The organism is Kutzneria chonburiensis (genome assembly GCF_028622115.1).
GTDB classification, from domain to species: Bacteria; Actinomycetota; Actinomycetes; order Mycobacteriales; family Pseudonocardiaceae; genus Kutzneria; species Kutzneria chonburiensis.
Window position 1 is genome coordinate 5,165,561 of sequence record NZ_CP097263.1, and the last position, 22,042, is coordinate 5,187,602.

25 protein-coding genes are annotated in these 22,042 nt (G+C 70.6%); 12 read left to right on the forward strand and 13 right to left on the reverse strand.

The genetic code is table 11. The features are described from left to right. Positions 1-24: 24 nt before the first annotated feature. From tatA to M3Q35_RS23260, 3 genes are all read right to left on the reverse strand, one after another. Positions 25-294, reverse strand: coding sequence for a Sec-independent protein translocase subunit TatA (tatA, locus tag M3Q35_RS23250; protein WP_273944174.1), 270 nt, complete (start codon positions 292-294; stop codon positions 25-27). Between the two features lie 67 nt (positions 295-361). Beyond that, positions 362-1,807: a GTPase HflX gene (hflX, locus tag M3Q35_RS23255; RefSeq protein WP_273944175.1), complete on the reverse strand. Its 1,446-nt coding sequence runs from the start codon at positions 1,805-1,807 to the stop codon at positions 362-364. 42 nt (positions 1,808-1,849) lie between these two features. After that, entirely contained in the window at positions 1,850-2,365 is a 516-nt protein-coding gene (locus M3Q35_RS23260; RefSeq protein ID WP_273944176.1) for an ArsR/SmtB family transcription factor, read from the reverse strand. 53 nt (positions 2,366-2,418) lie between these two features. Here M3Q35_RS23260 and M3Q35_RS48550 point away from each other — a divergent pair, with 53 nt between their 5' ends. Then, positions 2,419-2,679, forward strand: a complete 261-nt coding sequence (locus M3Q35_RS48550) for a hypothetical protein (RefSeq protein WP_337960622.1) — start codon at positions 2,419-2,421, stop codon at positions 2,677-2,679. Continuing rightward, the gene (locus tag M3Q35_RS23265) at positions 2,643-3,647 is read left to right on the forward strand and encodes an MFS transporter (protein ID WP_337960623.1); all 1,005 of its coding nucleotides are present in this window, start codon (positions 2,643-2,645) and stop codon (positions 3,645-3,647) included. Before M3Q35_RS48550 ends, M3Q35_RS23265 begins: the two co-directional genes overlap by 37 nt. A 62-nt stretch (positions 3,648-3,709) precedes the next feature. Here M3Q35_RS23265 and M3Q35_RS23270 read toward each other — a convergent pair whose 3' ends face one another. The 3 genes from M3Q35_RS23270 to M3Q35_RS23280 are packed head-to-tail and all read right to left on the reverse strand — an operon-like array spanning position 3,710 to position 5,463. Continuing rightward, on the reverse strand, positions 3,710-4,558 hold the full coding sequence (locus tag M3Q35_RS23270; RefSeq protein ID WP_273944177.1) for a hypothetical protein: 849 nt from the start codon (positions 4,556-4,558) through the stop codon (positions 3,710-3,712). 46 nt (positions 4,559-4,604) lie between these two features. Continuing rightward, positions 4,605-4,874, reverse strand: a complete 270-nt coding sequence (locus tag M3Q35_RS23275; RefSeq protein ID WP_273944178.1) for a hypothetical protein — start codon at positions 4,872-4,874, stop codon at positions 4,605-4,607. A 1-nt stretch (position 4,875) separates the two neighbouring features. Beyond that, a complete protein-coding gene (locus M3Q35_RS23280; protein WP_273944179.1) occupies positions 4,876-5,463 on the reverse strand; it encodes a TetR/AcrR family transcriptional regulator in 588 nt (195 codons plus the stop codon). 78 nt (positions 5,464-5,541) lie between these two features. Between M3Q35_RS23280 and M3Q35_RS23285 the strand changes: the two genes are divergently transcribed. From M3Q35_RS23285 to M3Q35_RS23300, 4 genes are all read left to right on the forward strand, one after another. Further along, complete coding sequence (locus M3Q35_RS23285; protein WP_273944180.1) at positions 5,542-6,261, forward strand: patatin-like phospholipase family protein; 720 nt, start codon at positions 5,542-5,544, stop codon at positions 6,259-6,261. Between the two features lie 172 nt (positions 6,262-6,433). After that, on the forward strand, positions 6,434-7,903 hold the full coding sequence (locus tag M3Q35_RS23290; RefSeq protein ID WP_273944181.1) for a flavin-containing monooxygenase: 1,470 nt from the start codon (positions 6,434-6,436) through the stop codon (positions 7,901-7,903). Further along, complete coding sequence (locus M3Q35_RS23295) at positions 7,900-8,745, forward strand: SDR family oxidoreductase (protein WP_273944182.1); 846 nt, start codon at positions 7,900-7,902, stop codon at positions 8,743-8,745. Before M3Q35_RS23290 ends, M3Q35_RS23295 begins: the two co-directional genes overlap by 4 nt. Positions 8,746-8,771: 26 nt before the next feature. Beyond that, positions 8,772-9,143 carry a DUF5958 family protein gene (locus tag M3Q35_RS23300; protein WP_273944183.1) on the forward strand — a complete coding sequence of 124 codons (372 nt, stop codon included), beginning with the start codon at positions 8,772-8,774 and terminating at the stop codon, positions 9,141-9,143. A 15-nt stretch (positions 9,144-9,158) separates the two neighbouring features. On the opposite strand, the gene dapF is transcribed toward M3Q35_RS23300, so the two are convergent. The 3 genes from dapF to M3Q35_RS23315 are packed head-to-tail and all read right to left on the reverse strand — an operon-like array spanning position 9,159 to position 11,615. Further along, positions 9,159-9,974, reverse strand: coding sequence for a diaminopimelate epimerase (gene dapF / locus M3Q35_RS23305; protein ID WP_273944184.1), 816 nt, complete (start codon positions 9,972-9,974; stop codon positions 9,159-9,161). 4 nt (positions 9,975-9,978) lie between these two features. Next, complete coding sequence (gene miaA / locus M3Q35_RS23310) at positions 9,979-10,911, reverse strand: tRNA (adenosine(37)-N6)-dimethylallyltransferase MiaA (RefSeq protein WP_273944185.1); 933 nt, start codon at positions 10,909-10,911, stop codon at positions 9,979-9,981. Next, a complete protein-coding gene (locus tag M3Q35_RS23315; protein ID WP_273944186.1) occupies positions 10,908-11,615 on the reverse strand; it encodes a class III extradiol ring-cleavage dioxygenase family protein in 708 nt (235 codons plus the stop codon). The genes miaA and M3Q35_RS23315 overlap by 4 nt, the downstream gene beginning before the upstream one ends. Before the next feature lie 177 nt (positions 11,616-11,792). On the opposite strand from M3Q35_RS23315, the gene M3Q35_RS23320 reads away from it, so the two are divergent. Beyond that, the gene (locus M3Q35_RS23320; RefSeq protein WP_273944187.1) at positions 11,793-13,172 is read left to right on the forward strand and encodes a DUF349 domain-containing protein; all 1,380 of its coding nucleotides are present in this window, start codon (positions 11,793-11,795) and stop codon (positions 13,170-13,172) included. A gap of 49 nt (positions 13,173-13,221) precedes the next feature. Here M3Q35_RS23320 and M3Q35_RS23325 read toward each other — a convergent pair whose 3' ends face one another. Together M3Q35_RS23325 and miaB are read right to left on the reverse strand one after the other, a co-directional pair. After that, the gene (locus M3Q35_RS23325) at positions 13,222-13,695 is read right to left on the reverse strand and encodes an Rv2732c family membrane protein (protein WP_273944189.1); all 474 of its coding nucleotides are present in this window, start codon (positions 13,693-13,695) and stop codon (positions 13,222-13,224) included. Then, positions 13,692-15,155 (reverse strand): tRNA (N6-isopentenyl adenosine(37)-C2)-methylthiotransferase MiaB, encoded by a 1,464-nt coding sequence (miaB, locus tag M3Q35_RS23330; RefSeq protein ID WP_273944190.1) that lies wholly within the window; start codon positions 15,153-15,155, stop codon positions 13,692-13,694. The genes M3Q35_RS23325 and miaB overlap by 4 nt, the downstream gene beginning before the upstream one ends. A 67-nt stretch (positions 15,156-15,222) precedes the next feature. On the opposite strand from miaB, the gene M3Q35_RS23335 reads away from it, so the two are divergent. Next, the gene (locus M3Q35_RS23335) at positions 15,223-16,170 is read left to right on the forward strand and encodes a TAXI family TRAP transporter solute-binding subunit (RefSeq protein WP_273944192.1); all 948 of its coding nucleotides are present in this window, start codon (positions 15,223-15,225) and stop codon (positions 16,168-16,170) included. A 47-nt stretch (positions 16,171-16,217) separates the two neighbouring features. Here M3Q35_RS23335 and M3Q35_RS23340 read toward each other — a convergent pair whose 3' ends face one another. Next, positions 16,218-17,621, reverse strand: coding sequence for a sensor histidine kinase (locus M3Q35_RS23340; protein WP_273944193.1), 1,404 nt, complete (start codon positions 17,619-17,621; stop codon positions 16,218-16,220). A gap of 1 nt (position 17,622) precedes the next feature. Then, the gene (locus tag M3Q35_RS23345; RefSeq protein WP_273944194.1) at positions 17,623-18,321 is read right to left on the reverse strand and encodes a response regulator transcription factor; all 699 of its coding nucleotides are present in this window, start codon (positions 18,319-18,321) and stop codon (positions 17,623-17,625) included. A 407-nt stretch (positions 18,322-18,728) separates the two neighbouring features. Here M3Q35_RS23345 and M3Q35_RS23350 point away from each other — a divergent pair, with 407 nt between their 5' ends. The 4 genes from M3Q35_RS23350 (at position 18,729) to M3Q35_RS23365 (ending at position 21,963) form a co-directional block, all read left to right on the forward strand. Beyond that, the gene (locus M3Q35_RS23350; RefSeq protein ID WP_273944428.1) at positions 18,729-19,457 is read left to right on the forward strand and encodes an amino acid ABC transporter ATP-binding protein; all 729 of its coding nucleotides are present in this window, start codon (positions 18,729-18,731) and stop codon (positions 19,455-19,457) included. Between the two features lie 29 nt (positions 19,458-19,486). After that, positions 19,487-20,332, forward strand: coding sequence for a glutamate ABC transporter substrate-binding protein (locus M3Q35_RS23355; protein WP_273944195.1), 846 nt, complete (start codon positions 19,487-19,489; stop codon positions 20,330-20,332). Between the two features lie 66 nt (positions 20,333-20,398). Then, positions 20,399-21,076: an amino acid ABC transporter permease gene (locus M3Q35_RS23360; RefSeq protein ID WP_273944196.1), complete on the forward strand. Its 678-nt coding sequence runs from the start codon at positions 20,399-20,401 to the stop codon at positions 21,074-21,076. Further along, complete coding sequence (locus M3Q35_RS23365; RefSeq protein WP_273944198.1) at positions 21,073-21,963, forward strand: amino acid ABC transporter permease; 891 nt, start codon at positions 21,073-21,075, stop codon at positions 21,961-21,963. The genes M3Q35_RS23360 and M3Q35_RS23365 overlap by 4 nt, the downstream gene beginning before the upstream one ends. The last annotated feature ends 79 nt before the right edge of the window (positions 21,964-22,042 follow it).

The following is a 22,042-nucleotide window of genomic DNA, read 5'->3' on the forward strand; positions in this document are numbered from 1 at the left end:
GGGGCCGTTCGTGTTTGCGACGCCTCAGGCCGTGGTGTGCGGCTGCTGTGCGGGAGTCGTCGGCGTGGTGACCGGCGTGGCCGGGAGCGGCTCGGCGAACTGCGCGGTCGACGCCGGCTGGGCCGGGGTCTCGGCCGGCTTGGGGTCGCCGTCGATGCCCGCCTTCATCTCCGCCTTGAAGATGCGCAGGGACTGGCCGATGCCGCGAGCCGCGTCAGGCAGCTTGCGCGCGCCGAACAGCACGACGAACACCAGTGCCACGATCGCCAGGTGCCAGGGGCTGAACTCGCCCATAGCCGTTCCTCCTCACCGCATGAACCTCGTCCCCCCTACAGTAACCGCCGCGGCGGACCAGGGGTACCTACGCCGGCGTCCCATCCACCGCGAACGCCTCGAGAGCGCCCGCGAGGTCACCGCGGACCCGGGCCTTGAGCGCGGTGCCCTCCGGGGTGTGATCCTCGGCCAGCACCTCGCCTTCGGCGTGCACCCGGGCCACCAGCTCGCCCCGTGTGTACGGCACCAGGACCTCGACCAGCAGGTTCGGCGCCGGCAGCCGGCTCGCGACCGCCTCACGCAGCGCGGCCACGCCGTCACCGGTGTGGGCCGACACGAACATCGCCCCCGGCAACAGGTTGCGCAGCCGGGCCAGCGCGACCTCGTCGGCGGCGTCGATCTTGTTGACCACCACCAACTCGGCCGGCATCGACCGGTCGAGCTCGCCGCCGATCTGGCCGAGCACCTCGCGCACCGCGCTGACCTGCCACTCCGGCCGGGCGTCGGATCCGTCGACCACGTGCAGCAGCAGGTCGGCGTCGGCGGCCTCCTCCAGGGTGGAGCGGAACGCCTCGACGATCTGGTGCGGCAGGTGCCGGACGAAGCCGACCGTGTCGGTCAGCGTGTACGGCAGGCCGTCCGGGGTCTGCGAGCGCCGGGTGGTCGGGTCCAGGGTGGCGAACAGCGCGTCCTCCACCAGCACACCGGCCGACGTGATGGCGTTGAGCAGGCTGGACTTGCCGGCGTTGGTGTAGCCGACGATGGCCACGTTGGGCACGTCGTTGGCCACCCGCCGGCCGCGCTTGGTGTCCCGCACCACGCTCATCGCGGCGATCTCCTTGCGCAGCTTGGAGATCCGCTTGTGGATGCGCCGCCGGTCGGTCTCCAGCTTGGTCTCACCGGGACCACGCAGACCGACACCGCCGGTCGCGCCGCCGGCCCGTCCGCCGGCCTGCCGGGACATCGCCGAGCCCCAGCCGCGCAGGCGCGGCAGCAGGCACTGGAGCTGGGCCAGCTCGACCTGCGCCTTGCCCTCCTTGGACTGGGCGTGCTGGGCGAAGATGTCCAGGATCAGCGCGGTCCGGTCGACCACCTTGACCTTGAGCCGGTCCTCCAGGTTGCGCAGCTGGCCGGAGGACAGCTCGCCGTCGCAGATGACCGTGTCGGCGCCGGTGGCCACGACCACGTCCCGCACCTCGCGGACCTTGCCGGAGCCGACGTAGGTCGCCGGGTCGGGGCGGTCGCGCCGCTGGATCAGGCCCTCCAGCACGTGCGAGCCCGCGGTCTCGGCCAGTCGGGCCAGCTCGGCCATGGAGGCGTCGGAGTCGGCGGCACTGCCCTCGGTCCACACCCCGACGAGCACCACCCGCTCCAGCCGGAGCCGTCGGTACTCGACCTCGGTGATGTCCTCGAGTTCGGTGGACAGCCCTTGGATGCGGCGCAGCGCCGCGCGGTCGGCGAGTTCGAGCTCGCCTGTCGACAACAGCTCGTCGTCGGCCGTGTCGTCAGGATCGAATGCGTAGGTTTCCGTCATCTTGACATCCAGTGTCCCACGTGCTGTCCACTCCGTTACCGATCAGGCGCCGCGGTAGCTGGCCAGGAAGATCGCGGTGCGCTCGGCGGCCGGGTCGAACGGCAGGTCGACGTACTCGGCCAGGACCGAATGCAGCCTGGTCAGCAGCTGTTCGGTCTGCTCGGCCGGCAGCTGGTAGACGACGCGCGTGAGGTTGGCGGCGGCCACCCCGAGGTCGGCGATCTCGCCCAGAAAGGCGCCGAGCGCTGCCTCGGCGACCGCCTCCCGCTCCTCGCCCTCGTCGATGCTGAGCTCGATGGACAGCTGCGTGCCCAGGTACGGCTTCTCCCGCGAGCCGCGGGTGCCGCGGCGGGACGGCCGCTCGATCAGGAAGCCCGTGTCCACGAGCTTGCGCACGTGGTGCAGCGTGGTCGCCGGGTCCTTGCCCAGCGCCGCCGCCAGCTCCTTGTTGGTCATCTCGCGGCCCTGCGTGAGCCGGATGATGCGCAGGCGCACGTCCGAGGCCAGGGCGGCGGCTTCTGCCCTGGTCGCGGGGCGCTTCTTGACGGCGAGCGGCACCCGTCCAGAGTAACTGATTGACAGTTTCCAATCAGTCGTTGAGGCTGTCGCGCATGTCTCTGCGGCAGCATCGCGACTTCCGCCAGCTGTGGGCCGGCGACACGCTCAGCCAGTTCGGCGCCTCCATCGGCCAGTTCGCGATTCCCGCGCTCGCCGTCACCCAGCTCGCCGCGACGCCGTTCGAGGTCGGCGCCCTGACCGCCGCCGAGACCGCCGCGTTCCTGCTGGTCGGGCTGCCGGCCGGGGTCTGGGTCGACCGGTTGCGGCGAAGACCCTCATGCTGCGGGCCGACTTCTGCCGGTTCGCCCTGCTGACGACCATTCCCGTGGCGTGGTGGCTGCACGTGCTGACCGTGTGGCAGCTGATCGTCGTCGCGCTGCTGGTCGGGCTGCTCACGGTGTTCTTCGACGTGGCGTACCAGTCGTATCTGCCGTCGCTGGTCGGGCGGGAGCACATCGTCGAGGGCAACGCCAAGCTCCAGTCCAGCCAGTCCGTCGCCCAGGTCTCCGGCCCCGCGCTGGCCGGTCTGCTGGTCCAGGCCATCGGCGCCGCGACGTCGGTGCTGTCGACCGCCTTGGGCTTCCTGGCTTCCGCGTTGTTCCTGCTGCGGATCCGGGCCGAGGAGCCTTCGCCCGTGCGGACCGAGCGGCGGAGCATGCGCCTCGAGATCGCCGAGGGCCTGCGGTTCGTGCTCCATCAGCCGACGTTGCGGGCCATCACGTTCTGCACCGGGACGTCCAACCTGTTCAGCTCCGTCTCCGTGGCGGCCACGATGCTGTTCCTGATCCGGCAGCTCGGCGTCGGCACCGGTCTCGCCGGCCTGCTCATGACCGGTGGCGGCATCGGTGGTGTGGTCGGCAGCCTCGTCGCCACGCGGTTGAGCCGGGCGGTCGGACAGGCCCGGATCATCTGGCTGAGCATGCTCGTCGCCGGACCGTTCACGCTGCTCATGCCGCTGACCGAGCCGGGCTGGCGGCTGGCTCTGTTCCCCGTGGCCGGGCTGGCCTTCAGTTTGAGCGCGGTGGTCTACAACGTCGCTCAGGTCAGCTACCGGCAGGCCATCTGCCCTGATCACCTGCTGGGGCGGATGAACGCGTCGGTGCGGTTCCTGATCTGGGGCACCATCCCCATCGGCGGGCTCATCGGCGGCGCCCTGGCCGCGTGGCTCACCCCACGCGGCGCGCTGTGGGTGGGGTCGGTCGGCGAGATGCTCGCCGTGCTCTGGCTGCTCGCCTCCCCGTTGCGCACCATGCGCGACCTTCCGACCTCGCAGGTCGTCTGACCTGCGCGGACGCCCGTGCGGGCGGTCGCCGGACTAGCACCTGGCGGCCACCCGCACGTGGCTCACACCCGACCCGCCCGTGTGAGCGTCGAGACCGCCATAACCGTTGCGTAGCCACGCCATTCCAGCGCCGCCGCCGGCGAGAAACTGGCGAAGTCCACCGTCCAGCCGCCGTCCTCCTGCTGTCGGCTTTCCAGCCGATCCAGCTCCGCTTCGATCACGTCTTCGCTCACCACCGGCGCGAAGTCCAGTCCGCGCAGCGTTTCCCCTTCACTGCCGCCCGCCACCGGCACCAGCCCGTCGGCCGGCACGAACCTCCCCAGCCGGGTCAGCAGCTCCTTGTCCCCCGCCGCGTCCAGGAATTTGACCGCGAACGACAGTTCGATGGCGTGCGGCTGCTTCTCCATCGCCGCAATGGCTTCCAGGCAGTACCCGGTCGCTTTCGCCAGCCAGGGATGCTTCGCGACGGCCGGGTCGTGCTTCGCCACCCGGTGCGCCATTCCCGCCGCGAACGCCGTGCTCTGCAACGTGGAGACCGTCGGGTCCGCCTGCGCCCAGAACGGCGCACACCCCGTCGGGTCTTGCGTTGGGAGGGCAAACGGCAGTCCTCCGTCTTCCAGCGTCACCTCGTCCAGCCAGTCGCACAGCTCTTTCGCCCTCGGCGTCGTCACCGGCCCCACTTCCGCGAACACCTCGAACGCGTGCAGCGCCCCCGCCGGTTGACTCTCCCCCGCCCGCAGATCCGGCTCCAGCCCCCAGCCGTACCCACCGTCCGCGTTCCGATACCCGTCCACCGCCGCCAGCACCGCCTCGGGATTCCCTTGGCCCACCAGCAGTTCGAACCTCCGCCGGTCCAGCACCCGCCCGTGCCCGGCCAGAAAGGCCCCCGCTCGCTTCAGGTCAACGCTCATGTCTCCAGCATGGCCCCCGCGTCTTGAACGGAACGGACATCGCGGATCAGCCGGCGGACCGCCGGACGATGTGACCGACGCCGACGACACCACGGTCGACGTCGCTGAGCAGGAGGCTGAGGCGGCGAGGATGGTCCGGACGCCAGATCAGCTCGAACCACGCGGGCGTGGTGGCGATCAGGTGATCGCCGGCCCACACGCCGACGGTCTGGCCGCCGCGGAGCACGCCCGACTCGACGGTTCCCACCACGACCGTGCCTCGGCCAGGGATGGTGAACACCTCGTGGATCGTCAGCACGAAATCCCGGTCGTCCACCTCAGATCTGGAACGCCAGGGTGGCGCGGAGGAGGTGCTCCACGCGGTCGAGCGGGGCGGCGGGGTCGATGATGCGGCGGATGGCGAAGCCGATGAGCAGGTCGATGACGGCGTCGGCGATGGCGTCCAGCGGCAGCACGGCGGTGAGCTCGGCGGGCAGGCGCTCCCGGATGATGCCGGCGACCAGGTTGGCGCCATAACGCTGGCGTTCGACGAAGAACTCGACGGTCTGCGGGTCGGATCGGGTGTCGAGGGCGAACTCGAGCTCGAAGCGGGGCCAGCCGGAGGCGAAGGCGGCCTCGGCCCAGTCGCGCAGACCGCGGGCCAGCGCCTCGGGCGTGCGGGCGTGGTCGAGCGCGCCGCGGACCGCCTCGGTGTGTTCGGCCTGAAGTCCTTGCACCACAAGCAGAGCGAGCTCGGGTTTGCCGCTGAAGTTGGAGTACACGACGCCGGTGGAGAAGCCGGCGGCGTCGGCCACCGCGGCCAGTGAGGTCGCCCGGTAGCCGTCCCGCAGGAACAGTTCCCGCGCGGCGGCGAGCACCTGTTCGCGGTTGCGGGTCTGGGACTCGGCCCGGGTCAGTCGCGGCACGGCGAAATCCTACCTGTTGACACTATCGAGATACCATGCTTACTTGGATAGTGTCATTATCTCAAATCCGGAGGCGACATGAGACGCGGTCTGGTGCTCGGGTGCGGCGGCACGGTCGGCGGGGCCTGGCAGGTCGGCGCGCTGGCCGCCGTGTCGCGGGCGTGGGACTGGGATCCGCGGACGGCGACGGCGATCGTCGGCACCTCGGCCGGCGCGAGCCTGGGCGCGATGCTCGGCGCGGGCGTCGGCGTGGACGAATTGCTGGCCGCGCACCGTGACGACCCGCCGGCACGGCCATCGGTCCGCCGCTTCTTCACCCAGCCGCCGGCCCCACGTCCGGCCTTCCCCTTCGGCCGTCCTTCGTGGCGGCTAGCGTTGCTAGGTTTACGGCGGCGTGAATACCTAGCAGCGCTAGCCGGATTGGCCCCGCCGGGACGCACCGATCCCGGCTTTCTCGACCGGCTCACGGACGACCTGACACTGGATCACCCGGCGGTGTGGTCCGTCGCCGTCGACGCTCGTAGCGGCGAGCGGGTGGCCTTCGGCGCACCCGGGGCACCGGCCGCCTCGCTACGGGACGCCGTGCGGGCGTCGTGGGCCGTCCCCGGCTGGTATCCGCCGGTCACGATCGACGGTCGGCGCTATCTGGACGGCGGCGTCGCCTCGACCGCGTCCGCCGACCTGGTCGCCGGCCTCGACCTTGACGAGGTAGTAGTCATCGCGCCGATGGCCTCCCTGACGGCGCTCGAGTCGGCGGGCTCGGCGGACGCCTGGAGTCGTTGCTACGCAAGCCGATGACTCGCGGCCTGGCCCGCGAGGCCGCGCTGCTGGAGTCGGTCGGCACCCGGGTGGTGCTGGTGTGCCCGTCGATGTCGGAACTGGCCGGGATGGGCCCGAATTTCATGGAGCCACGACGGCGGCTGCCCGCCCTGGAGGCAGCGCTTTCGACGGCACGACAAGGAGCACGGCGATGACAACGGACGAGTTCGAGGTCGTGGTGATCGGCGCCGGCGCGTCCGGCATCGGGGCCGCGGTGCGGCTGCGCCAGCAGGGCGTACGCGACTTTGTCGTGTTGGAGAAGGGAAACTCCGTCGGCGGCACCTGGCGGGACAACACCTACCCCGGCTGCGGCTGCGACGTGCCGTCGCGGCTGTACTCCTACACCTTCGCGCCCAATCCGGACTGGAGCCGCGTCTTCGCCAAGCAGCCGGAGATCCTGACCTACCTGGGCGACACGGCCGACCGTTTCGGCGTCACCGAGCACGTGCGGCTGGGCGTCGAGGTGTTGGAAAGCCACTGGGATCCAACAATGTCCCGGTGGCGTCTGTCCACAATCGACGGTGACATCACCGCGCGGGCGATCATCGCCGCCGCCGGGCCGTGGCACACGCCCAACCTGCCGGACATCCCCGGTCTGGCCGAGTTCTCCGGGCCGGTGTTCCACTCCTCGCGGTGGGATCACGACGTCGACCTGACCGGCAAACGGGTCGCCGTGGTCGGCAGCGGGGCGTCGGCCGTGCAGTTCGTGCCGGCGATCGCCCCTGCGGTGCAACGGTTGCACCTGTTCCAGCGGACGCCGCAGTGGGTGCTGCCCAAGCCCGACCACCACATTCCCACCGTCGAACGGCAGTTGCTCCGTCGGCGGAGCTTCCGAAACGCCTTGCGCAGCCTGGAATATCGGGCTTTGGAGGGTCTCGGCTTCGCCTTCCGCCGGCTGAGGACGCAGCCGCTGTTGCGCGCCATCGCCGAGGCCAACATCCGGCGGGCCATTCGCGATCCCCAGCTGCGGCGCAAGGTCACGCCCGACTATCCCGTCGGCTGCACCCGTCCGCTCGTCTCCAACGACTACTACCCTTCTCTCACGCGAGCCAACGTCGACGTGCACGCCACCGGCGTCGCCGAGATCCGGGGCAACACCGTGATCGGCGTCGACGGGACGTCCGCCGAGGTCGACGCGATCATCCTCGGCACCGGGTTCCGCATCCTCGACCTGCCCATCGCCGGCCGGGTCTTCGACGCCGACGGGGCCAGCCTGGCCGATCACTGGCAGGGCAGTCCGCAGGCTTACCTCGGCACCACCATCGCCGGCTTTCCCAACCTGTTCCTCGTGCTCGGTCCCAGCCTCGGCACCGTCAACTCGGCTTTCGTCATCATCGAGGCACAGCTGGCCTACATCATGTCCGCCTTGCGGCACCTGCGTTCCGTCGACAGCCTCGAAGTACGCCGCCCCATCCAGGACGCCTTCAACGCTCGCGTGCAGGCCGCCCTGCCCGGCACCGCCTACTCCGCCGGCAGTTGCCGCAGCTACTTCATCGACGCCAACGGCCGCAACAGCTTCTCGTGGCCTTGGGCCACCGACCGCATGATCCGCTCGCTCAGCCGCTTCGACCCGTCCGACTACCGCGTCGGCGACCGAGTTCGAGAGGACACCCGCGCGTGACCTACCCAGCCATCGACCCCCACGGCGCCGTCGTCCTCATCACCGGCGGCGGCCGCGGCATCGGCCTCGCCACCGCCGAGCTCTTCGCCCGGCACGGCGCCATCGTCTGCGTCGCCGACCTCGACGGCGCCGCCGCCACCGAGGCCGCCCAGTCCATCGGCCCTCAGGCTTTCCCTTACACCGCAGACGTTTCTTCCGCCGGCTCGTTCTCCGACTGCGTCCGCGCCGTGCTCGATTCCTTCGGCCGCATCGACGTTCTCGTCAACAACGCCGGCGTCATGCCGCTCGGCGACTTCCTCGCCGAGCCCGAGGCCACCTCCCGCACCACCATCGACGTCAACCTCTGGGGACCGGTGCACGGCATGCGCCTCGTGCTCCCCCACATGATCTCTCGCCGCCGGGGCCACATCGTCAACGTCGCCTCCATGGCCGGCAAGATCCCCATTCCCGGCATGGCCGTCTACAACGCCAGCAAGTTCGCCGCCGTCGGCCTCTCCGCCGCCGTCCGCGCCGAGTTCGCCCCCACCGGCGTCAGCGTCAGCACGGTGTTGCCTTCCGCCGTCCGCACCCGCCTCTCGTCCGGCGTCCCCCTCGGCCGCGGCCTTCCCACCGTCTCCCCCTCCACCGTCGCCACCGCCATCTTCCGCACCCTCGCCACCCGCCGCGCCGAGGTCCCCGTCCCTCGCTACCTCGCCGCTTGGGACCTCCTCAACGCCCTCACTCCCGAACCCCTCATGCGTTCCGCCCGCCGCCTCATCGGCGACCGCCGCGCCCTCACCTCCGTCGACCCCACCGCCCGCGCCGCCTACGAGCAGTCCATCGCCGACCAGGCCGCCGGCTGACGATCCCGGTTCGGCAGGATGCCGGCATGGACGAGCAGGCGCTCCGGCTCAACGAGTTGGCTCAGGGTCTTCGGCCGTTGGACGAAGGTGCGGCCTGGTTCGCCGGGCTGACCGCCGACCACCGGTCCGAGGTCCTGCTGCGCCTGACGGAGTTCTGCGTCCAGGCTCGCGCCGTCCCGGACGACATGCCGGAAAGTGTTCGCCGGGCTGGACTTCTCACCACCCACACCCCGGCCGTGCTGCTGGCCCGAGGACGGCTGGCGAAGATCGCCGGCCTGCCGCCGGACGAGTGGGCAAAGTCGTTCCGGCTACTCGTGTCCTTGCTCGGCGTCGCGGACGAACGACGGCGGGCCAGGTCCTGCGCCGCCGGCTGCGCGCACGCCTGGCATCACCTGTGAACGGTCAGGTGCCCGTCAGCGGGAAGCCCACCAGGCGTCGCTGAGTTCGCCGCGGGCGACGAGGACGGCGGGGCCGGTGAGGGTGCTGTCGGCGGCGTCGATGGTGACGGTGACCTGGCCGCCGGGGATGGTGACGGTGGCGGAGCCGGTGGGGAGGCCGAGGAGGTGCAGGTGGGCGGCGACGGTGGCGACGGTGCCGGTGCCGCAGGAGCGGGTCTCGCCGACGCCGCGTTCGTGGACGCGCATGGCGAGGGACGTGGGCGAGAGGCGGTTGACGAACTCGACGTTGACGCCGTGCGGGAACAGGGACTGGTCCCGGCCGGGGGCGACGGAGAGGTCGAGGGAAGCGACGGGGACGTCGGTGACGCAGACGAGGTGGGGATTGCCGACGTCGACGGCGACGCCGGGGAAGTTGACGCCGCCGAGCGTGGCGACGGACTCGCCGAAGACGCGGGTGGGGCCCATCTGGACGGTGACGGAGCCGTCGGGGTGCACGACGACGGGACGGTCGCCGGCCCGGGTGCCGACGACGAACTCGCCGGGTGAAGCCAGGCCGGCGTCGACGAGGTAGGTGGCGAAGACCCGAACGCCATTGCCGCACATCTCGGCGATCGAGCCGTCGGCGTTGCGGTAGTCCATGAACCAACCGTCGCCGGAACCGGAGAAGAGCTTGTTGGGCACGACGCGCAGGACACCGTCGGCGCCGAGCCCGCGCTGACGGTCACACAGGGCCTGCACGCGAGACTCGGTCAACTCCAGCGTGCCGTCGGGATCGGGCAGCACGACGAAGTCGTTCTCGGTGCCATGCCCCTTGACGAACTCGATACCCACCCGTTCAGAGTATCGCGCCGACGGCCTCGAACAGATCGGGGCGGGCGCCGTCGAACCAGGTGATGCGGTGGTCGCGGCGGAACCAAGAGCGCTGGCGGCGGACGAAGCGGCGGGTGGCGCGGGCGGTGTCAGCCGCGGCGGTGGGGAGGTCGCAAGAGCCGTCGAGGTAAGCCAAGGTCTGCTGGTAGCCGAGGGCGCGGGAAGCGGTGAGGCCGGAGCGGAGGCCGAGGGGCTCGAGGGACTGGACCTCGGCGACCAGACCCGCGGAGTACATGAGATCTACGCGGAGGTCGACGCGGGAGTCCAACTCCGCTACGTCGCGGTCGATGCCGATCTGGACGGTGCCGAAACGGGGCTCGCCGCGCTTGGGCATGGTGGCCGAGAAAGGGCGGCCGGTGAGCTCGATGACCTCTAGGGCCCGGACGACGCGACGGCCGTTGGAAGGGAGGATGGCTGTCGCTGCCAGGGGATCTAGCGTTGCTAGCTTTGTGTGCAGTGCTTCGGAACCTAGCGTTGCTAGGTCCGCTTCGAGACGGGACCGGATGGCGGGGTCGGTGCCGGGGAACTCGAGCTCGTCGAGGACGGCCTGGATGTACAGGCCGGAACCGCCGACGAGGATGGGGGTCACGCCGGAGGCGATGAGGCGCTCCATCAACTCCCGGGTCTGGCGCTGGTAGGCGGCGACGGAAGCGGTCTCGGTGACATCCAGGACATCGAGCATGTGATGGGGCACGCCGCGACGCTCGGCCATGGACAGCTTGGCCGTCCCGATGTCCATCCCCCGGTACAGCTGCATGGCGTCGGCGTTGATCACCTCGCCGCCGAACCGCAGGGCGAGCTCGACGCCGAGGTCGGACTTGCCGGCGGCGGTCGGACCGACCACCGCGATGGGACGCACGGTACTGCGTGGAATCGGTTCGCTCGCAAGCTCGCTCACGCCGGCTCCCAGCAGGCCACGTGGTACCCGACACCGAACGGGGAGTCGGAGTACAACAGCTCGCCCCGCCACGAACGGCCCGCTGCGGCCCCGGCCAACGCCTGCCACGCCGCCCGGCCGGACACGTCCAGCTCGGCCGCCAGCGGGACGTCCAGCCCCAGCAAGGCGTCCACATCGGCGGCGGCAAGAGCGTCCCGCACCGACGCGTCGTAACCGATCGATCGCTCGTCGGGGTGACCGGCCGGCCCGGGATGCCGGCTCGACCCGTCGCCCAGCACGAGCAGCCCGACCGGACGGTCCTGTCGGGCCAGCCGTTCGCCCACTCGCCGACTGTCGTCGACCGAACCCCGCGGATCGACCGTCTCGACGACGACCCGGGCCGCCCCGGCCTGCTCCCGCAGCCACCCGGCGACCAACACCGGCAGCGGAAGCGCCGGATCGACCTCGCCCGTAGCCGAGGCCTCGGACAGGGAGACGATCTTGTCAACGCCGTAGCCACGAAAGGAGCCGACGGCATCCGCGCTGGTCAGGCCGCAGAAATCAACCGATCCGGCGATGGCCAGCCACTCCCGGCTTAGCGCTGCTAGCCGCTTGCCGGCGGCCACACAGGCGCGTCTGACGGCCTCCGTCTCGGCCACCGCGCCGGCCACCAGTTCGGGTACCAGCAGGGGCGGATGGGGCACCACGGCAACGCCTACGATCACGATACGGCACGCTACCTGCCGACTCGGAGTACACAGCCGAGCCCTGACCTGTTTGAATGCCCGGCGAAGGTATTCGGACCACGCGTTCGGAGTACCCGGTCGTTTGGGCCTCGCCGGTGTGCGGGGCGCTCGTGCCCCGGCACGGGCTCATGGTGGCAGGCGAGGAGGAAGCCGGCGATGACGGACCAGGAGACGGCCCCGGTGGACGGGGTCGAGCAGGCGGCGGCGGAGCAGGTGGCCACGGAAGTGACGCCGGTGCCGCAGCCCGAGGCGGGCCAGTCCAGTGGGGGCGGCGCGGGGGCGACGGCGGGGTCCACGCCGCCGCCGGTGCCGGTCGCCTCGGATGATCCGACCCGGTGGGGCCGGGTGGACGAGGCCGGCAAGGTCTATGTCAAGGGCGAGGACGGTGAGCGCGAGGTCGGGTCCTGGCAGGCCGGCGAGCCGGCCGAGGGGCTGGCCCACTTCGCCCGCCGCTTCGACGACATGCGTACCGAGGTCGAGCTGCTCGAGGCGCGGCTGAAGTCCGGCGCCGGCGACCCGAAGCAGGCGCTGACCAGCGCGAAGCACGTCCGTGACGGCCTGACCGACGCGGCCGTCGTCGGCGACCTCGCGGCGCTGCGGGCCCGGGTGGCGCACGTGATCGCCACCGCCGAGAAGGCCGTCGACAAGGCCAAGGTGGCTCGCGACGCCGCCCGCGCCGAGTCGGCCCAGCGCAAGCAGGCGCTGGTCGAGGAGGCCGAGACGCTGGCCAACGAGTCGACCCAGTGGAAGTCCGCCGGGGACCGGCTGCGGGCCATTCTCGACGAGTGGAAGACGATCCGCGGCGTCGACCGCAAGACCGACGAGCAGCTGTGGCGCCGGTTCTCCAAGGCACGGGACGCCTTCAACCGCCGCCGTGGCGCGCACTTCGCCGATCTCGACCGGCAGCGGGCGACGGCCAAGACCCGCAAGCAGGAGCTGGTCGACGAGGCCGAGGCGCTCGCGGGCTCGGACGACTGGGGCGTGACCGCCGGTCGCTACAAGGACCTGATGGTCGAGTGGAAGGCCGCGGGCCGCGCGCCCAAGGAGTCGGACGACGCGCTGTGGCAGGCCTTCCGGGCCGCGCAGGACAAGTTCTTCGCGCGGCGGTCGGCCGCCTTCGACGAGCGGGACGCCGAGTTCGGCACGAACGCCAAGCTCAAGGAAGAGCTGCTGGCCGAGGCCGAGGGCATCGACCCGGGCGCCGGCCTGGAGGCGGCCCGCAACGCCCTGTACAAGCTCCAGGAGCGCTGGGACCAGATCGGCAAGGTGCCGCGCGAGCGGGTCCGTGAGCTGGAGGGCCGGCTGCGGTCCATCGAGGAGAAGGTCCGCGGCGCGGTCGACGCCCAGTGGCGCCGCACCGACCCGGAGGCCGAGGCCCGGGTGGCGCAGTTCCGCGAGCGCGTGACCCAGTTCGAGGCGCAGGCGGCGAAGGCCCGGTCGGCCGGCGACAAGCGCCGCGCCGAGCAGGCCGAGGCCCAGGCGGCGCAGTGGCGTGAGTGGCTGGCCGCGGCCGAGCAGGCAGTCGCGACCCGCTGAGCAACGAAAAAGGCCCCCACCGTTCGGTGGGGGCCTTTTTCGTACGCGATCAGTCCCGGGCGAAGGTCAGCTTCACCCACTGGAAGGTCAGCACGATCAGGGTCAGCAGGCCCAGGATGATGCCGATGCCCGGGCCGGGACCCGGCTCGTGACTGGACGTCGACTGCTGCGACCAGACGGCCAACAACGACGTCACCAGGCTGAAGCCGCAGCCCGCCGCGGCGGCGAAGGACAGTGCCCACAGGCGGGTGACCAACGCGGCGCCGGACACCAGGACGCCGAAAAGCATGGCGCAGAAGGCGAACAGCACCGGCACGAGCCCGATCGGGGTGCCCTTGGGGGCCAGGCCGAACAGCACCTGCCAGCCGCTGGCCGACTGGACCCAGGGCAGCAGCGCGGACACGATCATGAGCATCACGCAGACGGCGATGACCATGGCCCGGGCGCCCGGGTCGATCTGACGGAACGCGCGGCGCGGGGCCTTGGGCACCTCCACCTGGAGGTCGGACAGGTCGTCAGTCACTGGATCGCACATCCTTCGGCCGGCGCGAGCGGGGCCGGCGTGCCGAACGAGGGCAGCCCGAGGCTGACCCCCGAGGTCTTGGGCCGCAGACCGGCCTCGGTGTTGTCCCCGGCCCTGGTCCGCCGGTGGGACAGGAGTGCCCCGTCGGCGACCAGGTAATGCGGCGCCGCGTAGGTGACGACGGTGTGCACGACGTCGCCGGCGCGCACGCCGGGCGTGGCGGCGAAGTGCACGAGCCGGCCGTCACGGGCCCGGCCGCTCATCCGCTGCGTCTCCTCGTCGCGCCGGCCCTCCCCCTGCGCCACCAGCACCTCGATCTCCCGCCCGACCTGGGCCTGGTTGCCGAGCAGCGAGTTCTCCTCCTGCACGGCGACCAGCCGGTCGAACCGCTCCTGCACGACCTCCTTGGGCAGCTGGCCGTCCATCGAGGCGGCCGGCGTGCCGGGGCGCTTGGAGTACTGGAACGTGAAGGCGCTGGCGAACCGGGCCTGCCGCACCACGTCCAGGGTGCCCTGGAAGTCCTCCTCGGTCTCGCCGGGGAAGCCGACGATGATGTCGGTGGTGATCGCGGCGTCCGGCATGGCCGACCGCACCTTGTCCAGGATGCCCAGGTACTTCTCGGTCCGGTAGGACCGCCGCATCTCCTTCAGCAGACGGTCCGAGCCGGACTGCAGGGGCATGTGCAGCTGGGGGCAGACCGCCGGTGTCTCGGCCATCGCGGCGATCACGTCGTCGGTGAAGTCCTTGGGGTGCGGCGAGGTGAAGCGGATCCGCTCCAGCCCGTCGATCTGGCCGACCGAGCGCAGCAGCTTGCCGAAGGCCAGCCGGTCGCCGAACTCGACGCCGTAGGAGTTGACGTTCTGGCCGAGCAGCGTCACCTCGAGCACGCCCTCATCGACCAGCGCCTGCACCTCGGCCAGCACGTCGCCCGGCCGGCGGTCCTTCTCCTTGCCGCGCAAGGACGGAACGATGCAGAAGGTGCAGGTGTTGTTGCAGCCGACGGAGATCGACACCCAGCCGGAGTAGGCGGAGTCGCGGCGCGCCGGCAGCGTGGACGGGAAGGTCTCCAGCGATTCGAGGATCTCGACCTGGGCCTCGTTGTTGTGCCGGGCCCGCTCCAGCAGCGTCGGCAGCGAGCCGATGTTGTGGGTGCCGAACACGACGTCGACCCACGGCGCCCGCTGGACGATGGTGCTGCGGTCCTTCTGGGCCAGGCAGCCGCCCACCGCGACCTGCATGTCGGGGTTGGCCGTCTTCAGCGGCCGCATGTGCCCGAGCGTGCCGTACAGCTTGTTGTCGGCGTTCTCGCGGACCGCGCACGTGTTGAACACGACCAGGTCGGGCGGCGAATCCTGGCCGGCGGGCGTGTAGCCGGCGTCCTCGAGCATGCCGGCCAGCCGCTCGGAGTCGTGCACGTTCATCTGGCAACCGAACGTGCGAATCTCGTAACTCCGTGTCACTGCATCTACCTCTTCCCGACGACCGCTCGGTCCCCAGGGTAGAACCCCCTGCTGGCAGGATGGACAGGTGCCACTGACACGACGGGCCCTGATCATGCTAGGGGCCGCTGCGACGCTCGCCGGGCCGACCCTGGCGGCCTGCGGCTCCAGCCTGTCCGGCGTGCAGCTGCGCATCGCCACCGGCGGTCCCGGCGGCGTCTACTTCACGCTCGGCTCGCGGCTGGCCGACCTGTGGCAGGAGCAGCTCGACCTGACCAAGAAGGTGCTCCAGACCAACGGCTCGGTGGACAACCTGGTCGCCCTGCACAACAACCACGCCGACATCGCGTTCGTGGCCGCCGACGCGGCCGCTCGCGGCTCGGCCGGGCTGCGCGCGCTGGCCCGCATCTACGACGACTACATCCAGGTCCTGGTGCGCAGCGACTCGCCGATCCAGAAGCTGGCCGACCTGGCCGGCCACCGGGTGTCCATCGGCAGCCTGAACTCGGGCGTCACGGTGGTGGCCCGCAACCTGCTCAAGGCGGCCGGCCTGCCCGAGTCGAGCGACTCGTACAAGCAGCAGAGCCTGCGCGACTCGCTGCCCGACCTGATCACCGGCGGGGTGGACGCGCTGTTCTGGTCCGGCGGCCTGCCGACGCCGGACATCACGGCCACCATGAAGGCGCACCCGGACCAGCTCCGCATGCTCGACCTGACCACCGTGAACCTGAAGGACCTGCCCTACTACAACGTGGAGACGGTGCCGGCGACCGCCTATCCGCAGCTGCGGCAGGGCGACAAGCCGGTGAGCACGCTGGCCGTGCACAACCTGCTGATGGTCCGCGAGGACATGCCGTCCGACGAGGTCCAGGGCCTGCTGCGGACGTTGTTCGACGCCCAGCCCGACCTGGCCACCGACCGGGACCAGGTGGTGGCGCTGGCCGCGCAGCTGATCGACCGCCGCTCGGCCATCGAGACCCGTCCCATCCCCCTCCACGACGGCGCCCTGGAGTACTACCGCTCAGCGAAGGTGTGAACGGACCGTTCCAAAACTCCGAGTAGAGGAATGGTCCGTTCCGAACTTCAAAGGGCAGGGATGTCGAAGGCTACGCGGAGGCCGCCGCCGTCGGGGAGGGAGAGGTCGACGGTGCCGCCGACGCGTTCGACGAGTAGGCGCACGATGGCCAGGCCGAGGCCGGAGCCGCGGACGTTCTGGTGGCCGGCGCTGCGCCAGAAGCGGTCGGTGGCCCGCTCCAGCTCGTCGGGGTGCAGCCCGGGCCCGTGATCGCGCACGGCCAGCCGCACCCGGTCGTCGACGCGGTGCACCTCGACCATCACCAGGGTGTCGTCGCCGGTGAACTTCAAAGCGTTGTCCAGCAACGCATCCAGCACGGTCTCCAGGCCGCGCGGCGGGGCCAGCGACATGCCGCCGGGCTCGCCGTCCAGCACGAGGGCGACGCCCTTGGCGGTGGCCACGGCCTGCCACGCCCGCAGCCGCGCGCTCACGACCTGGTCCACGTCGACCGGAACCGGGTCGACGGAGGAACTTTCGGCCCGGGCCATGGCCAGCAGCTCGTCCAGGATCCGGTTGAGCCGGTCGGCCTCCTCCAGCGCGGCGGCCTGCTGCTCCTGCACGTCGGGATCGACGTGACCCTCCAGATTGGACAGACGGATTCGCAGCGCCGTCAAGGGATTGCGCAGCTGGTGCGAGGCGTCGGCGACGAAGGCCCGCTGCGCGGCGAGCACGTCGCTGACGCTGACGGCCATCTGGTCGAAGGAGCGGGTGAGCCGGCGCAGCTCGGGCGGGCCGATGTCGCCGCCGACCGGATCCACCTTGCGCCCGTTGACGATCGCCGGCAGCAGCGCGGCGGTCGCGTTGTCCAGCAACAGAACCGGCCGCAGCATCCAGCGTACGAGCGGCAGCGCGACCAGCACGGCCAGCCCGACCGCCAGCACGCCACCGACCAGGATTGCCGCCCAGGACAACCAGATCAGCGTCCGCGTCCGGTCGGTCGGCGATGACGTGACGACGACGCCGCGCACCTCGCCGTTGACCAGCACCGGCTCGGCCACGACCATCGGCGCGCCGTTCCACGGCAGCAGCAGCGCCCCCTGCTGGGTGCCACGGCCGGCGCGGGCGTTGACCAGATCGTCATGGACGTCGGCGTCGGTCTGGTCGATCAGCGAACCGGCCCGGGCCAGCGCTCGAAACGAGCCGTCGGACGCCTGGTCGCCGCGGTCGAACACGGCCACCTCGATGTCGTACACGTCGTGATAGCTGGCCAGCTGGTCGTTCAGGCCGGGGTCGTCGCCGCCGTTGACGAGCAGCCGCTGCGACAGCGAGGCGTAGCGGCTGGTGTCGGCCGCCCGGTCGGCGAACTGCACGCTCTGGAAGTTCTGCGCGAACGTCAGCGCCAGCGGAATCCCCAGGCCCAGCACCAGGATCGCGACGACGATGACAAAGCTGCCGAGCAGCCGCGTACGCACCTCAGCCGGCCCCGGCCCCGGCGTGCCCGTCGGCGGTCAGCCGGTAGCCGACGCCACGCACGGTCTCCACCAGCGCCGGCCGGCCGAGCTTGGTGCGCAGGGTGGCCACGTGCACGTCCAGCGTCCGGTTGGCCCCGGCCCAGCTGCGGCCCCACACCTCGGCAATGATCCGCTCCCGTGTGCACACCGCGCCGCCGGCCCCGACCACCAGGGCCAGCACCTGGAACTCCTTGCGGGACAGGGTGATCGCCTCGTCGGCCACGGTCACCTGGTGGCGAACCAGGTCGATGTGCACGTCGCCGACCTGGACCACGCCGGCGGTGCCGCCGCCGGCCCCGGGCACGGCGTCGCCGCGACGGCGTCGCACCGCGTGCACCCGGGCCACCAGCTCGCCGACGTCGTACGGCTTGACCAGGTAGTCGTCCGCGCCGGCGTGCAGACCGAGGATCCGGTCGTCGACCTCGCCGCGCGCCGACACCACGATGATCGCCACGTCGCTGGCCGCCCTGATCTGCCGGCACAGCGTGATCCCGTCGATGTCGGGCAGGCCGAGGTCGAGCAGCACGACGTCGACGCCGGTGAGCCGGTCGAGCACGCCGCGCCCGGTGGCCAGCCGCTCCACCGTCAGCCCCCGCCTGGCCAGGGCCGGCAGCAACGCCTCGGCGACCCGGTCGTCGTCCTCGACGAGCAGTACCCGCACCAGTGGCACCTCCCCGCGTGTCCCTCCCCGGCCGGTGCGGCGGGGTCGACAGCAACTCTAGGTGGCTGGGGTCACACGCCGGCGGGGCGGTCCCCGAGGGCATTACTCCGAACGAGTGAAGCTGATCGATTTCACCGTGCAGAGTTTGCCGAGTCTTTACACTCGGCTGTCTTGACAGCCGACGGGTCCGTTCCTCCACTGTGGACACGCCGGTCGATGTCGAGCGTCCGTCACACCCGGGGCGAACGGCCGGTGCCACGCCGCTAGGCTGCGTGACTGAGCTGCAACCCTAAGACTTGGTCAAGCTGCCTGGACTGGTGTCGACGGTGAACCCTAGGTTTCCCGCCAACACCCGCCCCCTTTGTCGTCGTGGAGGATCGATGTCTGCTGCCGGCGCCACGCCGCCGATGATCAGGATGGCGGGCGTGGACAAGTTCTTCGGTCCGCTGCACGTGCTCAAGAACATCGACCTCGAGGTCCCCAAGGGCCAGGTGGTCGTGGTGCTCGGGCCGTCCGGGTCGGGCAAGTCAACGCTGTGCCGCACGATCAACCGCCTCGAGCCGATCGACAAGGGCGCCATCGAGGTGGACGGCGTGCCCGTGCCGGCCGAGGGCAAGGCGCTGGCCCGGCTGCGGGCCGATGTGGGCATGGTTTTCCAGTCCTTCAACCTGTTCGCGCACAAGACGATCGTCGAGAACGTCATGCTGGCCCCGGTGAAGGTGCGCGGCGTTTCGTCGGCCGATGCCCGCAGGACCGGCATGGAGCTGCTGGAGCGGGTCGGCATCGCCAACCAGGCCGACAAGTACCCGGCCCAGCTGTCCGGCGGCCAGCAGCAGCGGGCCGCCATCGCCAGGGCGCTCAACATGAAGCCCAAGGTGATGCTGTTCGACGAGCCGACCTCGGCGCTGGACCCCGAGGTGGTCAACGAGGTGCTGGACGTGATGACGTCGCTGGCCCGCGACGGCATGACGATGCTGGTGGTCACGCACGAGATGGGCTTCGCCCGCCGCGCGTCCGACCGCGTGGTGTTCATGGCCGACGGCGAGATCGTCGAGGACGCCGCGACCGAGGAGTTCTTCACCGCGCCCCGCTCCGAGCGGGCGCGCGACTTCCTCGGCAAGATCCTCAGCCACTGAAGTACCGACCGTCCGAGAGGAAAGACATCATGCGGTTGAGCCCGGTTCTGCGCGCGGGCGCAGTGGTGGCGGCGCTGGCCCTGGCCGTGACCGCCTGCGGTGGCAAGAGCCAGCAGGCGGCCGCCGGCAGCGACTCGCTGGTCGACCGAGCCAAGACGGCCAACAAGCTGACCGTCGGCATCAAGTTCGACCAGCCCGGCCTCGGCCTGAAGACGGCCGACGGCTACACCGGCTTCGACGTCGACGTGGCCAAGTACATCGCCAAGAAGCTCGGCGTCGACGAGAAGAACATCGTCTTCAAGCAGGCCCCCTCGGCCCAGCGCGAGGACCTGATCGCCCAGGGCGACGTCGACCTGGTGATCGCCACGTACACGATCAACGACAAGCGCAAGGCCAAGGTCTCCTTCGCCGGCCCGTACTTCGTCGCCGGCCAGGACCTGCTGGTGAAGTCGGACAACACGGCGATCACCGGTCCGGAGACGCTCAACGGCAAGAAGCTCTGCTCGGTGACCGGGTCCACCTCGGCCCAGAACATCCAGAGCAAGTTCGCCAACCAGGTGGCCCTCCAGCAGTACGGCGGCTACTCGGAGTGCGTCACCGGCCTGCTCAACGGCGCCATCGACGCGCTGAGCACGGACGACATCATCCTTCAGGGCTACGCCGCGGCCAACGCCGGCAAGCTCAAGGTCGTCGGCAAGCCGTTCTCCACCGAGCCCTACGGCGTCGGCCTGAAGAAGGGCGACACCAAGACCCAGGCCGCCATCGACAGCTACATCCAGGAGATGGAGAAGGACGGCTCCTGGGCCGCCGCGCTGAAGAAGAACTTCGGCGACAACTACAAGGTGCCGGCCGAGCCGCCGATCACCGAGAAGTGATCTTCTGAAGTCGGGGGCGCCGGACGGTTGTCCGGCGCCCCTTCTCACACCCGAGGAGCTTGCCAGGTGGACTTCCTGAGCAACTACGACCTGCTCGGTGCGTTCTGGGTCACCGTGCAGCTCACGTTCTGGTCGGCGATCGGCGCCCTGGTCTGGGGCATCGTGCTGGCCGGCATGCGGGTCAGCCCGGTGTGGCTGATGCGGGCGTTCGCCACCGCGTACGTCACCGTCGTCCGCAACACCCCGCTGACCCTGCTGGTGGTGGCCGCGTCCCTCGGCCTGTACCAGACGCTCGGCGTGTCACTGACCACCGACACCACCACGTCGGCCATCGACATCACCAACTTCCGGCTGTCGGTGCTGGCCTTCATCCTCTACACCGGCACCTTCGTGTCCGAGGCCGTCCGCTCGGGCATCAACACCGTGCCGGTCGGCCAGGCCGAGGCGTCCCGCGCGCTGGGCCTCGGCTTCATGCAGACGCTGACCATCGTGGTGCTGCCGCAGGCGCTGCGCTCGGTGGTGGCCCCGCTGGCCAGCGTGCTCATCGCGTTGACCAAGAACACCACCATCGCCAGCGCCATCGGCGTGGCCGAGGCGGCGGTGCTGATGAAGACCATGATCGAGAACGAGGGGCAGGCCGGCTCGCTGGTCTTCGTCGTGTTCGCGATCGGCTTCGTGATCCTGACCCTCCCCGTCGGCCTGGTGCTGGGCTGGCTGTCCCAGAAGGTGGCGGTGAAGCGATGAGCGGCGCGCCCTCCGTCCTCTACGACGCGCCCGGCCCCAAGGCCAAGGTGCGCAACACCATCTACAGCGTGGTGTTCCTGGCCGTGCTGGCCGCGGTGGCGTGGTACGTGTTCACGGCGCTGAGCGACAAGGGCCAGCTCACGGCCAAGATGTGGACGCCGTTCACCGACGGCTCCACCTGGACCCAGTACCTGATCCCGGGCCTGGGCACCACGCTGATGGCCGCGGTGCTGGCCATCGTCATCGCGCTGCCGGTCGGCGCGGTCTTCGGCATCGCCCGGCTGTCCGAGCACGTGTGGATCCGGGTGCCGGCCGGCGTGCTGGTCGAGCTGTTCCGGGCCATCCCGGTGCTGATGCTGATGCTGTTCTCGAACTTCTTCTACGTCTGGTACACCGACATCGACTCCGACATCCGGCCGCTGTTCGCCGTGGTGACGGGTCTGGTGCTGTACAACGGCTCGGTCCTGGCCGAGGTGTTCCGGGCCGGCATCGCCTCGCTGCCCAAGGGCCAGTCCGAGGCGTCCTACGCGCTGGGCCTGCGCAAGACCCAGACCATGCTGACCATCCTGCTGCCGCAGGCCGTCACGGTGATGCTGCCGGCCATCGTCAGCCAGCTCGTGGTCATCGTGAAGGACACCGCCATCGGCAGCACGATCCTGTCCTTCGCGGATCTGCTGTCCAACTACCGGATCCTGTCGGCCAACTACGGCAACACCATCCCCACGCTGATCGTGATCGGCCTGATCTACGTGGTGGTCAACTGGGTGGTGACCAGGCTGGCGGCCCTGCTGGAGCAGCGCATGTCCCGCCGCGGCCGCAGCAGCGCCCCACCGGTCAACCCCTCGGCCGTCACCGTCACCGCCCTCCCCGGCGCCGACCCCCTGTAAAACCCCCGCGAGTCCCGCTTAGCGTCACACCGAAATGCTGAATCCGTTTCACGCATTCGGTGTGACTGTGGGCGGGACT